Source organism: Streptomyces sp. NBC_00104 (genome assembly GCF_045160825.1).
Lineage (GTDB): Bacteria > Actinomycetota > Actinomycetes > Streptomycetales > Streptomycetaceae > Streptomyces.
Genome location: NZ_CP108215.1, coordinates 2885150 through 2898665 on the forward strand (window position 1 = coordinate 2885150; position 13516 = coordinate 2898665).

The following is a 13516-nucleotide window of genomic DNA, read 5'->3' on the forward strand; positions in this document are numbered from 1 at the left end:
GGTTAACGGCCGGAACTCGATCTTCGGCGTGGCGTATGCGCCGTGCGCGCTTTCGACGCGGCGCACGGTCCGACAACTCTCGTCACTGACGGTGATTTTCCGAAATGCGCGCCCTGTCATGCTATGTGAGTCTGGTCGCGGCCCTGGCCCCTAGATCCCCCACAGGAGGCAGATCACCATGGCCAAGAACAAGAAGCAGGACCGCAAGCAGCCGCAGTCCGAGCGTGGTCAGCAGGAGGCACAGCAGTCCTCACTGGAGTCGCAGGCCGAGCAGCGGACCACCCAGGTGACCCCCGGCGACATGGCCCGCAAGGGTCGGCAGAAGCGCTTCGGTCACAACTGACCTCCGCAGGACGGGCTGTTGCAGCCCAGGTACACCGAGGGGCGCATCCGGAACACCGGATGCGCCCCTCACGCGTTCACGCCTGTCGGCCGTCACGCGTTCACGCCCGTCGGTCGTCGCAAGCGCACGCCCGCCGGACCGCCGAGGTCCGCTCAGCCGGCCAGGCAGGACGGGCCGAGCAGCACCTTCAGGTCGCCGAACAGGGCCGGATCAGGCTTCACCCGGTGCCGGTCCAGGCGCAGTACGGTCGTCTTGGTGGGGCCCTGGAGCCTGATCCGGACCTCGCTGTCGCCCTTGTGGTGGCTGAGGATCTCGCCGAGCCGGCTGACCATGGGCGGGGTGACGCGGGTGGCCGGGATGGTGAGGATCACCGGCGCGTTGGTGCCCGCGTTCGACAGGTCGGGGACCTGCATCTCCATCGCGACCAGCCGCGGCACGTCCTCGCGCTTGTCGAGGCGGCCCTTGACGAACACGACGGCGTCCTCGACGAGTTGGGTCGAGACGAGCTGGTAGGACGCCGGGAAGAACATGCACTCGATGGAACCGGCGAGGTCCTCCACCGTGGCGATGGCCCAGGCGTTGCCCTGCTTGGTCATCTTGCGCTGGAGGCCGGAGATGATGCCACCGATGGTGACGACCGCGCCGTCCGCGTGCTCACCGCCGGTGAGCTGGGCGATGCCCGCGTCGGCCTTGTCGGAGAGCACGTGCTCCAGGCCGAAGAGGGGGTGGTCGGAGACGTAGAGGCCGAGCATCTCCCGCTCCTGGGCGAGGAGATAGGTCTTCTCCCACTCGTCGGTGGTGAACTCGACGTCGAGTCCGAAGCCCGGCTCGGTGTTCTCCTCCTCGCCCATGCCGCCGAAGAGGTCGAACTGGCCCTCGGCCTCCTTGCGCTTGACCGCGACCACGTTGTCGATCATCGAGTCGAAGTGCGCGGTGAGGCCCTTGCGGGTGTGCCCCATCGTGTCGAACGCGCCCGCCTTGATCAGCGACTCCGTGGTGCGCTTGTTGCAGGCGACCGCCTCGACCTTGTCGAGGTAGTCGGGGAAGGAGGCGTACTTCCCCTTGGCCTTGCGGCTGCGGATGATCGACTCGACCACGTTCGTGCCGACGTTGCGCACGGCTTCGAGGCCGAAGAGGATGACGTCGTCGCCCTGGGCGGCGAAGTTGTGCTCGGACTCGTTGACGTTCGGCGGGAGCACCTTGATGCGCATGCGCCGGCACTCGTTGAGGTAGACCGCCGACTTGTCCTTGTCGTCCTTGACCGAGGTGAGCAGCGCGGCCATGTACTCGGCCGGGTAGTTCGCCTTCAGATAGCCGGTCCAGTAGGAGACGAGTCCGTACGCGGCGGAGTGGGCCTTGTTGAAGGCGTAGCCGGCGAAGGGGACCAGGACGTCCCACAGGGCCTGGATGGCTTCGTCGCTGTAGCCGTTCTTCCGGGCGCCCGCCTGGAAGAGGACGAAGTTCTTCGCCAGTTCGTCGGGCTTCTTCTTGCCCATGACGCGGCGGAGGATGTCGGCCTCGCCGAGCGAGTACCCGGCGATGATCTGGGCGGCCTTCTGCACCTGCTCCTGGTAGACGATCAGGCCGTAGGTGACCGCGAGGACCTCTTCGAGCGGCTCCTCCAGCTCCTTGTGGATCGGCGTGATCTCCTGGCGCTTGTTCTTGCGCTCCGCGTAGTTGATGTGCGAGTTCATGCCCATCGGGCCTGGCCGGTAGAGGGCCGAGACGGCGGAGATGTCCTCGAAGTTGTCGGGCTGCATCTGGCGGAGCAGGGAACGCATCGGGCCGCCGTCGAACTGGAAGACGCCGAGAGTGTCACCGCGGCAGAGCAGTTCGAAGGTCTTGGGGTCGTCCAGCGGCAGGGAGAGCATCTCCAGGTCGATGCCCTTGTTGGCCTTCACCATCTTGATGGCGTCGTCCATGATCGTGAGGTTGCGCAGGCCCAGGAAGTCCATCTTCAGCAGGCCGAGCGACTCGCACTGCGGGTAGTCCCACTGTGTGATGGTCACGCCGTCGGTGTGCCGCACCCAGATCGGGGCGTGGTCGACGATGGGCTCGCTGGACATGATCACGCCGGCCGCGTGCACACCCATCTGCCGGACCAGGCCCTCGACGCCCTTGGCGGTGTCGATGACCTTCTTCACGTCCGGTTCGTTCTCGTACATCGACCGGATCTCGCCCGCCTCGCTGTAACGCGGGTGGGAGGGGTCGGTGATGCCGTTGAGGTCGATGCCCTTGCCGAGGACGTCGGCGGGCATCGCCTTGGTGAGCCGGTCGCCCATCGCGTACGGGTAGCCCAGCACACGCGCGGAGTCCTTGATGGCGTTCTTCGCCTTGATCTTGCCGTAGGTGCCGATCATGGCGACCTTGTCGGCGCCGTACTTCTCCGTCACGTACCTGATCACCTCGACGCGCCGGCGCTCGTCGAAGTCGATGTCGACATCGGGCATGGAGACGCGCTCGGGGTTGAGGAACCGCTCGAAGATCAGACCGTGCGGGATCGGGTCGAGGTCGGTGATGCCCATGGCGTACGCGACGATCGAACCGGCCGCGGAACCACGGCCGGGACCGACCGCGATGCCCTGCTTCTTGGCCCACATGATGAAGTCGGCGACGACGAGGAAGTATCCCGGGAACCCCATCTGGATGATGACGTCCATCTCGTACTCGGCCTGCTTCTGACGGTCGTCGGGGACGCCGCCGGGGAAGCGGCGGGCCATGCCGCGGCGGACCTCCTCCTGGAACCAGGTGACCTCGGTGAAGCCCTCGGGGATGTCGAACTTCGGCATGAGGTTCTTGGCCTCGAACATGCCCGTGGTGTCGATCTGTTCGGCGACCAGCAGGGTGTTGGCGCAGCCCTCCTGCCAGGCGTCCGAGGAGTCGACGGCGTACATCTCGTCGGTCGACTTCAGGTAGTAGCCGGTGCCGTCGAAGCGGAAGCGGTCCGGGTCGGAGAGGTTCTTGCCGGTCTGGATGCACAGCAGCGCGTCGTGCGCGGTCGCCTCGTGCGCGTACGTGTAGTGCGAGTCGTTGGTGACCAGCGGGGGGATGCCGAGCTTCTTGCCGATCTCCAGGAGGCCGTCGCGGACCCGGTGCTCGATCTCGATGCCGTGGTCCATCAGCTCCAGGAAGTAGCGGTCCTTGCCGAAGATGTCCTGGTACTCGGAGGCCGCCTTCAGCGCCTCGTCGAACTGACCGAGGCGCAGCCGGGTCTGCAACTCGCCGGAGGGGCAGCCCGTGGAGGCGATGAGCCCCTCGGACCACTGGGAGATGGTCTCCTTGTCCATCCGGGGCCACTTCTGCAGCCAGCCCTCGGCGTACGCGTCCGAGGAGAGCTTGAAGAGGTTGTGCAGGCCCGTCCTGTTCGCCGCCCAGATCGTCTTGTGCGTATAACCACCCGAACCGGACACGTCGTCCCGCTTCTGGTGCGGCTGGCCCCACTGGATCTTGCGCTTGTTGCGCCGGGACTCGGGGGCGACGTAAGCCTCGATGCCGATGATCGGGGTGACGCCGGCCTTCTTCGCGGTGTGGAAGAAGTCGTACGCCCCGTGCAGGTTGCCGTGGTCGGACATGGCGATATGGGTCATGCCCATCTCGTTGCACGCGTTGAACATGTCCTTGAGCCGCGCGGCACCGTCCAGCAGCGAGTACTGGGTGTGGACGTGCAGGTGCGTGAACGGCGGCTTTGACACGGCTTCGGCCTCCAAGGGACACAGGGGAAACAAGCGTGAACGACTTCCCCACGGGCTGCGGACAGTCTGGGGGACAGCGTCGAAGTCTATGCCTCGGCACTGACACGGCGAGGGCTGTCCCCCGTACCTTTCGGGGAGGGGTCGCGGGCACTCCCGCGCGCCCCCGCACGTTCTTGCAGTCGACCCACCCGTGATCCACCAGGAGGCACCCAGCGATGTCGGTTCCGCAGCTCAGCGACGAGCGACGCGGCGAGGAGATCCTCGCCGTCTTCGACACCGCCTTCGGCCAGCTCCTGGCCGCCGACCCGGCCGCGTTCCGCGTGAAGTTCCGGAAGATGGCGGCCTCGGCCTTCGCGTTCTACCGGGGGACGGCCTGCCTCTTCTACAACGACCTCGACGAGGAGAAGGCGTCCGGCCCGTACCTCGACGAGCGCACCTCGCGCGTGTGGATCCACGGCGACCTGCACGCGGAGAACTTCGGCACGTACATGGACTCCACGGGCCGCCTGATCTTCAACGTGAACGACTTCGACGAGGCGTACGTCGCCCCCTTCACCTGGGACCTGAAGCGCTTCGCCGCCTCCGTGGCGCTCATCGGGTACGCGAAGGCGCTCAGCGACGAGCAGATCACGGAGCTGGTGGAGACCTACGCGGCCGCCTACCGCGAGCGGATCCACGCCGTAGCGGCCGGCGCCAAGCGGGACGAGGTGCCTCCGTTCACGCTGGACACCGCCCAGGGCCCGCTGCTGGACGCGCTGCGCGACGCCCGTTCGCTGACCCGTTTCGGGCTGCTCGACTCCATGACGGAGATCCGTGACTTCGAGCGCCGCTTCGCGCCGGGCGGCGGCTCCATCGAGCTGGACGCGGCCACGCGCTACAAGGTGCTGGCCGCCTTCGACGGCTATCTGGAGACGCTCCCGGAGTCGTCCCTGACCCGCCCGGACTCGTACCGCGTGAAGGACGTCGTCGGCCGCCGGGGCATCGGCATCGGCTCGGCGGGGCTGCCGTCGTACAACATCCTGCTGGAGGGCCAGAGCGACGCCCTGGAGAACGATGTGGTGATCTACATCAAGCAGGCCCAGACCCCGGCCGTCTCCCGTCACATCACCGACCAGCGGATCCGTGACTACTTCCAGCACGAGGGCCACCGCACGGTGATCTCCCAGCGGGCGTTGCAGGCGCACGCGGACCCGTGGCTGGGCTGGACCGAGCTGGACGGCGCCGGGCAGCTGGTCGCCGAGGTGTCGCCGTACGCGGTGGACGTGGACTGGAGCGACATCGACGACCCGGAGGAGATCGCGGCGGTCGTCGCCGACCTCGGCCGGGCCACGGCCACGATGCACGCGGCGGCGGACGACCTGACCGGGCAGTCCCTGGTGCCGTTCTCCACGGAGCGGGCCATCGACGCGGCGATCGCCGCCGACGAGGAGGGCTTCGCGCCGCTCCTGGTGGACTTCGCGCACACGTACGGGGCACGCGCGCGTACCGACCACCAGATCTTCGTCGACCTCTTCCGCAACGGCCGGATCCCCGGCCTGCGCAACCACTGAGAACCCCGAGAACCCCGAGAACCCCTCCCGCGGGCCGCCATCGAGAAGTATCGAGACGAGAAGCACCGAGAAATGAGGCATCACCCACTCACAGGGACCTTTCAGCGGACCCTTTAGCGGTCCCTTACGTGCGTACGTGGGAGACTCTCCAACGCCATGGACATATCCGGGACCCACTTCAGAGCCGTACGCGCGGCGCTGTTCACGGCGGTCGTCGTGACGCTCAGCACCGCGTCGCACGTGCTGCTGTCCGGGGTCCCGCTCCCCCTCACCACCGTCGCCGCGATCGCCGCGGCCGTCTTCCTCGTCGCCTACGCGCTGGCCGGCCGTGAGCGCGGCTTCGGGCGGATCGCCGGTGTGCTGATCCCGCTGGAGCTGGCCGCCGACACGGTGTTCACCACGGGCCAGCACGCCTGTTACGGCGAGGCGGGCGGCCCGGTCGCCGGCCCGCTGCGCCAGGTCGGGCTGGACATGCTGTGCGGCGGCGGCAGCGTCGGCGCACCGCTGGCGCGGGTCACCGGCGGCTCCGAGCGGGCGGGCGCACTGCTGGCGGGCGCCGGCCCGGGCGCCGCCTGGCTGCTGCTCGCCGCGCACATCGGCGTCGGCCTCCTGGCCGCCGCCTGGCTGCGGCGCGGTGAGCGGGCCCTCGCCCAGCTGCTGGACGCCGCGGTCGCCGCCGGCTTCCGGCCGCTGCTGATCGCGGTCGCCTCGGTCATGGTGCGGCCCGCCCGGGCGGAGCACCGGCCGACGCGCACCGCGCACCGCGGGGGCACCCCTCGCACCCTCCTCCTCGCGCACTCCCTGGGACGGCGTGGACCGCCGTGCTCGGTCACCTTCGCGTGACCACCTCCTGAGCACGAGCAGTCCCCACCACAGGTATCCGCGCACCCCGTGTGCGCGTCCCCCAGGGAGTTGACCCACATGAGCAAGCGGAACAGCAACGCGGCGAAGTCGGCGGCCCGTGAGCGGCTGCGCCTGGAGCGCGAGCGCCAGGCCAAGCGCGCCAAGGTCAGGCGGCAGGCGATCGTGGCGGGCTCGATCGTCGCGGTCCTCGCGATAGCCGGCGGCATCGGCTACGCCGTCGTCCAGAACAACGAGCCCACCTCGTGGGAGGCGGCCGCCGACGCCACGGTGGTCGCCCCGGCCAACACCTCGGGCAAGAACGGCACCACCGTGCTGCTCGGCGACTCCAAGACCGACAACGTGGTCCACCTGTACGAGGACCCGCGCTGCCCGGCCTGCGCCAGCTTCGAACAGACCGTCGGCGAGACCGTCAACAAGGGCATGGAGGACGGCGACTACAAGCTCTCCTTCACGATCGGCACCTTCCTCGACGGCAACCTCAGTGGCGAGGGCTCGAAGAACGCGCTGAGCGCGCTCGGCGCCGCCCTGAACGTCAGCCCCGAGGCCTTCATCGACTACAAGGCCGCGCTGTACTCGACGAAGTACCACCCGGAGGAGTCGACCGACGAGTTCGCCGAGGACAGCTATCTGATCAAGGTGGCGAACACGGTCGACGCGCTGAAGAACAACAAGAAGTTCCAGGACGCCGTCGAGAAGGGCACCTACGACGCCTGGGCGATGAGGATGAGCAAGTCCTTCGACGACGCCGACGGTGTCAAGTCCACGCCGACCATCAAGATCAACGACAAGACGATCACCAACCCGTCCACGGTCGCGGCGTGGGAGACGGCGCTCAAGGACGCGGGCGTCACCAAGTAGCCGCCGCACGGTCCGCGCGAACAGGTCCGCGCGAACAGGTCCGTGCGAACAGGTCCGTGCGAAGGGATCCGCACAACGGATCCACGCAACGGATTCACGCAAGCGGGCGGGCGTTCCGGGAGATCTCCCGGAACGCCCGCCCGACTTATGTGGCGGCTACGGTGCGATGAACGGCTTGACGCGCTTGCGGTAGTCCTCGGGCCGGACCTCGTTGTAGTACTTGTCGGCGTCCTCGTCGTCCGAGGTGAAGATGTAGACCGGGCACTCGTCCGACTCGGCCTTGCCGTTGTGCTCGTACTGCTCCTTGCCGGTGCGCGCCTCGACGACCCGCAGCCGGTACGCGGTGTTGTACGTGCGGATCTTCAGCGGCTTGCCGTCGGCCTCCATGTCGCAGACCTTGCCGGTCGCGGTGGCCTTGGTGCGCTCGACGCAGACGACCAGCTCCGCCTGGGCCGGCTTGTCCTCGTAGCCGAGGAACCAGCCCTTGGGGAAGTCGCCGTCGACGGGCACGCTGCTCGTCCAGCCGTCACCGGTGCTGTTCATGAGCTGCGCCGGGTGCACGGTCTTCTTCGTACGGTCGTAGGCCGGCAGCCCCTCGAAGCCGAGCCCGTCCGTGCAGACCCGCTCCAGGTCCTGGGTGGTCAGCGGCACCTCCGGTTCGTCCGCGGCGGCCCCGGCCGACGACGACCCGCCGCCGCTGCCTCCCCCGGTGGTCCCGGTGGGTGACGAGCACCCGCACAGGACCACGCCCAGCACTCCGGCGGCGACCCATATCCGGGCACGCTGCATTGACGACCTCCCTGCCGAAAGAAAAAGAAGCAGGCAGGGCATGTCCCCCCGGGCCATGCCCTGTCCCCCCTGCCCTGCCGAAACAGAAGCGTGCCGGACACCGGGGCCCCGGGTATCGGGGAAGATCCCCCATGTAGTTGTGCGGCCCCTGTGAAACTGGGGGCTACCCTGTACGCGCCTCGAAGGCGCATTCGAGGGGTGCCCGGCGGGGGATGTCGTACGGGGACGTACGGGGGTTTGCCACGACCATCCCAACAGGGCGCAGGGGGCCTTGAGTTGTCGTCGTTCTCTTCGATGCCGTCGTTCTCGTCGATGCCGTCGTTCTCGTCGTTGTCCTCGCCCGCCCTGGTCGGCAGGAAGGCGGAGCGGGAGCTTCTGGCGGCCGCCGTCCGGGCGGCCCGCGACGGGCGGGGCTCGTCGGTGTTCGTGCTGGGCGAGCCCGGGATCGGCAAGTCCCGGCTCGTCGAGGAAGCCGCGTCCGTCGCCGCGGACACCGGATCACGGGTCCTGCGCGGGCGGGCCGCGTCCGCCGGACGCGCGGTGCCGTTGCGTCCGCTGGCGGAGGCCGTGTTCTCGGGGTTAAGGGGCGAGGGAGCTCCCTCGGGCGGCGACCTGGGCCTCTACGAGCCGCTGCTGTCCCGGCTGTGCGGACTGGCACCGCAGGACGGCGCACCGCTCGTCGGGTACGCGGAGGCGGTGCTCCGGCTCCTGCACGTCCTCGGGCGGGACGGCGGCTGCGTCCTGGTGCTGGAGGACCTGCACGACGCGGACGCCGACACGCTCGCCATCGTCGACTATCTGACGGACAACCTCTCCGGTCAGCGGACCGTCCTGCTGGCCACCCTGCGCGGGGAGTCCGGCCCGGCGCTCGACCTCGCCGAGGCCGCCACGTCCCGTCGTACGGCCCGTACGGTCCGCCTCGCCCGCCTCGGGCCGGCCGGCACCGCCGAGCTGGCCGGCCGGTGTCTGGGCCACGACTCCGCCGAGGACGTCCCGGCGGCGGTCCTGGAACGGCTGCACACCGTTTCCGAGGGTGTCCCCTTCGTGGTGGAGGAGCTGCTGCGCGCGATGGTCGACGGCGGCGGTCTCGTCCGGGAAGGCGACTCGCGCTGGACGGTGACCGGTTCGCTCGACGCCGGTGTCCCGGCCGGCGTCGCCGCCGCCGTCCTCCAACGCGTGGACCAGCTGCCGCCGCCCGGCATCGCCCTCCTGGAGGCGGCGGCGGTCCTCGGCAGACGCTTCCCCGTGGACATCGCCGCCCGCGCCGCCGGCCTGGACCACGCCACCGCCCTCACCCAGCTCCGCCACGCGGCGCACGCCCACCTCGTCTCCGGCGCCGCCGCCCCGTCGGACCCCGGCTGGCACAGCTTCCGCCACGCCCTGACCGCCGATGCCATCACCCGCCGGCTGCTCCCACCGGAACGCGCGGCCCTGTGCCTGGCGGCGGCGGACGCGATCGAGGCGGCGAGGGGGGCCGGCCCCGAGGGAGCGAGCTCTCAGGGGGCTGAGAGGGTCGGCCATGACGGGGTGACCGTCGGCGCGGACGACGCGACACACCCGGGCACCCCCGGCACGGCAGACCTCGACACGCCGACCGCGCGGAACACCCGTGGCCCCGAGCCGGTCGGCGTCCCCGATCCGACATGCGCGGAGCCGGACGCCTCCCTCGCGCTCGCCCCGCGCCCCGAACCCGACCCCTCCCTCGCGCTCGCCCGGCCCGCCGAGCCCGACCCCTCCCCCGCGCTCACCCGGCCCGCCCGGCCCCGCGAACCCCGCCCACCGCTCGGCGGAGACGCCGGCGACGACCTGTACCGCCTCGCCGCCGAGCTGTGCGTCGCCGGTGGCCGACCCGCGCGGGCGGCCGTGCTGCTCACGCGGGCCGGTCGGCAGGCGGTCGCGCGGGGTGCGCTGCTGACCGCCGTGGAACTGCTCGACCGGGGCCTGGAGTTGACCGCCGACACGCCGGACGCGCCACCCGAGGCCGTCGCCCGGCTGCTGGAGGAACTGCTCGGCGCACTGGTCCTCACCGGCGACGTGCGGCGCGTACCCGAACTCGGGGACCGGCTGGACCGGGTCCTGACGGTGTGGGGCGCGCCGGCCGGCCGACGGGCGGCGGGCTTTCTGACCCGCGCGCGGGCCGCGGCGACCGCCCAGCAGTGGGAGGAGGGCCTGACCGCCGTACGGCAGGCCAGGGACCTGCTCGGCGACCTGCCCGACCCGGCGTCCCGCGCCGCCCTGGACGCGGTCGCCGCCCACCTGGTGCTCAACTCGCGGCGCCCGGACCGGCTGGAGAGCGCCCGCGCGCTCGCCGAGGGCGCCGTCGCGACCGCCGAGGAGGTGGGACTGCCGGAGGTCGCCTGCAAGGCGCTCACCATGCTCGGGTACTGCCTGCGGCCCCACGACCTCGGCGAGGCGGAGGACGCGTTCGCACGGCTGGTCACCATCGCCGAGGCCCACGCGCTGCCGGTGTGGCGGATCCGTGGCCTGCTGGAACTGGGCGTGCTCGACCGGGTCCGGTTCACCGGCACGGAGCGGCTGCTCGCCGCGCGCGGGGCCGCCGAGGAGACCGGCGCGGTGCTCATGACGGCCTGGGCCGACATGCATCTGACCCTCGCCCATGTGCTGCGCGACGAGCAGGACCGGGCGACGGAGTCCGCGCGCCGGCTCCGGGCGACGGCCCGCAGGCTGCGGCTGCGCGAGGTGGAGCTGATCGGCGCCGGCGTGGAGGGCATCATCGCCGCCTCGCTCGGGGAGCGGGAGAAGCTCGACACCACCCTGCGCACCCTGGAGCGCGCGCTCGCCGGACGGAGCGCCGGGGCGCTGTGGGGCTACGCCGACACCTCCGTGTGGGGCTGGGCCCAGGGCATCTGCTCCCTGCTGCGGGAGGAACCCGACCGTGCGCTGGCCGAGTTCACCGAGGCGGACGGCGTCATGCGGGCACTGCCCAGCACCCGTGGCGTCACCGGCTTCCTCGGCCCGTTCCTGCTGCTGCGCACCCTGCGCGGCGCGACCGACTGGGCCGAACTGGACGGCCCCGGCACCGAACGACTCACCCAGGTCCACTGGGACCGCCCCTTCGCCGGCTGGTCCCGGGCCGTGCTGCTGGGCCGCGAGGGCCGGGCCGCCGAGGCCACCAAGGCGGCGGAGGAGGCGCTGGCCGGGACCGCCGCGATCCCCCTGGCCGCCCATCTCTGTCTGCGTCTGGGCGCCCAGGCCGCACTCGTCGACGGCTGGGGCCGGCCCGTGGAATGGCTGCGCGCCGCCGAGCAGTTCTTCCACGAACGGGGCACGACCCGGGTGTCGGCCGCGTGCCGGGCCCTGCTGCGCGACGCCGGCTCCCCGGTGCCGCGCCGCCGCCAGGGCCACGAGACCATCCCTCGGGAACTGCGGCGCGCGGGGGTGACCGCCCGGGAGTACGAGGTCCTGCGGCTGCTCGGCGCCCGGCTCGGCAACCAGGAGATCGCCGAACACCTCTTCCTCTCCCCTCGCACGGTCGAGAAGCACCTCGCCAGCCTCCGCCACCGCACCGACAGCACCGACCGAGCCGCCCTGATCACCCTGGCCAAGCGGTACGCCGACTGACGACACGTCACCCCAGGCCGGAAGCCGCCCCGCCCCGGTCGCCGACCGACGAACAACGTACGACCACCTGAACATCGAGCGGATTTCGGACTTCTGTCTTACCCGTGGCCCTACCGATCAGTAATCTCATCGGCCGTGACCAGTCGCAGATCTCACTCCAGCCCCGATTCCCCCGCCCAGCCCACGGGTTCGTCCGCCCCGAGCCGCCGTACGGTCGTCAAGGCGGCCGCGGCCGGAGCCGTCCTCGCGGCACCGTCGGCCGCCGCGTTCCCGGCGAGCGCGGCGGAGCCCCCCGCCTTCCTGCACGGCGTCGCCTCCGGTGATCCGCTGCCCGACGGTGTCCTGCTGTGGACCCGGGTGACGCCCACCGCGGCCGCGATACCCGGCTCCGGTCTCGGCCCGGACGTCGAGGTCGGCTGGACCGTCGCCCTGGACAAGGCGTTCACGAACATCGTCGCCAAGGGCTCGACGACCGCGACCGCCGCCTCCGACCACACCGTCAAGGCGGACGTACGCGGCCTCGCCCCCGCCACGAACTACTGGTTCCGCTTCTCCGCCGGCGGCACCGACACGCCCGCCGCGCGCACCCGCACCGCCCCGGCCGCCGACGCCGCCACCACCACCGGCCTGCGCTTCGGCGTGGTCTCCTGCGCCAACTGGGAGGGCGGTCACTTCGCCGCCTACCGCCATCTCGCCGCGCGTGGCGACCTGGACGCGTGGCTGCACCTCGGCGACTACATCTACGAGTACGGCACCGGCGAGTACGGCACCCGCGACAAGGTCGTCCGGCCGCACGCGCCCACCCACGAGATCGTCTCCCTCGCCGACTACCGCGTCCGGCACGGCCGTTACAAGACCGACCCGGACCTCCAGACCCTGCACGCGGCCGCTCCGGTCGTCGCCATCTGGGACGACCACGAGATCGCCAACGACGCGTGGTCCGGCGGCGCCGAGAACCACACCGAGGGCACCGAGGGCACCTGGGCGGCCCGCCTGTCGGCGGCCAAGCAGGCCTACTTCGAGTGGATGCCGGTGCGGCCGGCGATCGCGGGCACCACCTACCGCCGGCTGCGCTTCGGCAAGCTCGTCGACCTCTCGCTGCTGGACCTGCGGTCCTTCCGCTCGCAGCAGGTGGGGGTCGGCGACGGCGAGGTCGACGACCCGGACCGCACGCTGACCGGCCGGGCCCAGCTCGACTGGCTGAAGGCCGGGTTGAAGTCCTCCGACACGACCTGGCGCCTGGTCGGCAACTCGGTGATGATCGCCCCGTTCGCCCTCGGCAACCTCACCGCCGACCTCTTCGAGCCCCTCGCCGAACTGCTCGGCCTGCCGAAGGAGGGCCTCGCCCTCAACCCCGACCAGTGGGACGGCTACACCGACGACCGCCGCGAACTCCTCGCCCATCTGCGGGAGAACGCCATCCGCAACACGGTCTTCCTCACCGGCGACATCCACATGGCGTGGGCCAACGACGTGCCGGTCAACGCCGGTACGTACCCGCTGTCGGCCTCCGCCGCCACCGAGTTCGTCGTCACGTCGGTCACCTCCGACAACCTCGACGACCTCGTCAAGGCCCCCGAGGGCACCATCTCCGCGCTGGCCTCCCCGCTGATCCGTGCCGCCAACCGGCACGTCCACTGGGTCGACACCGACCGGCACGGCTACGGCGTCCTGGACATCACCGCCGCGCGGGCGCAGATGGACTTCTACGTCCTCTCCGACCGTACGAAGGCCGGCGCGACGTCGTCCTGGGCTCGCTCGTACCGGACGCGGAGCGGGACGCAGAAGGTGGAGCGGACGTACGACCCCGTGTAGGTCCCGCCACAGACTCGGACTTG

The 13516-nt window shown here is 70.8% G+C and carries 8 protein-coding genes; 6 read left to right on the forward strand and 2 right to left on the reverse strand.

The features are described 5' to 3' along the window. Positions 1–178: 178 nt before the first annotated feature. Complete coding sequence (locus OG272_RS12500) at positions 179–343, forward strand: hypothetical protein (protein ID WP_326583467.1); 165 nt, start codon at positions 179–181, stop codon at positions 341–343. A gap of 152 nt (positions 344–495) precedes the next feature. Here OG272_RS12500 and dnaE read toward each other — a convergent pair whose 3' ends face one another. Next, positions 496–4035, reverse strand: a complete 3540-nt coding sequence (gene dnaE, locus OG272_RS12505; protein WP_326583466.1) for a DNA polymerase III subunit alpha — start codon at positions 4033–4035, stop codon at positions 496–498. A 215-nt stretch (positions 4036–4250) separates the two neighbouring features. On the opposite strand from dnaE, the gene OG272_RS12510 reads away from it, so the two are divergent. The 3 genes from OG272_RS12510 to OG272_RS12520 all read left to right on the forward strand — a co-directional run bounded on the left by OG272_RS12510 (position 4251) and on the right by OG272_RS12520 (position 7307). Beyond that, positions 4251–5585 (forward strand): DUF2252 domain-containing protein, encoded by a 1335-nt coding sequence (locus OG272_RS12510; RefSeq protein ID WP_326583465.1) that lies wholly within the window; start codon positions 4251–4253, stop codon positions 5583–5585. Between the two features lie 156 nt (positions 5586–5741). Further along, positions 5742–6428 carry a hypothetical protein gene (locus tag OG272_RS12515; RefSeq protein WP_327730174.1) on the forward strand — a complete coding sequence of 229 codons (687 nt, stop codon included), beginning with the start codon at positions 5742–5744 and terminating at the stop codon, positions 6426–6428. 78 nt (positions 6429–6506) lie between these two features. Beyond that, entirely contained in the window at positions 6507–7307 is an 801-nt protein-coding gene (locus OG272_RS12520) for a DsbA family protein (RefSeq protein WP_326583463.1), read from the forward strand. 156 nt (positions 7308–7463) lie between these two features. Here OG272_RS12520 and OG272_RS12525 read toward each other — a convergent pair whose 3' ends face one another. Next, the gene (locus tag OG272_RS12525) at positions 7464–8096 is read right to left on the reverse strand and encodes a hypothetical protein (RefSeq protein ID WP_327730173.1); all 633 of its coding nucleotides are present in this window, start codon (positions 8094–8096) and stop codon (positions 7464–7466) included. 276 nt (positions 8097–8372) lie between these two features. Between OG272_RS12525 and OG272_RS12530 the strand changes: the two genes are divergently transcribed. Both OG272_RS12530 and OG272_RS12535 read left to right on the forward strand, forming a co-directional pair. Next, positions 8373–11678 (forward strand): AAA family ATPase, encoded by a 3306-nt coding sequence (locus OG272_RS12530; RefSeq protein ID WP_405893292.1) that lies wholly within the window; start codon positions 8373–8375, stop codon positions 11676–11678. Between the two features lie 135 nt (positions 11679–11813). After that, positions 11814–13493 (forward strand): alkaline phosphatase D family protein, encoded by a 1680-nt coding sequence (locus tag OG272_RS12535; RefSeq protein ID WP_405893293.1) that lies wholly within the window; start codon positions 11814–11816, stop codon positions 13491–13493. Positions 13494–13516 lie beyond the last annotated feature (23 nt).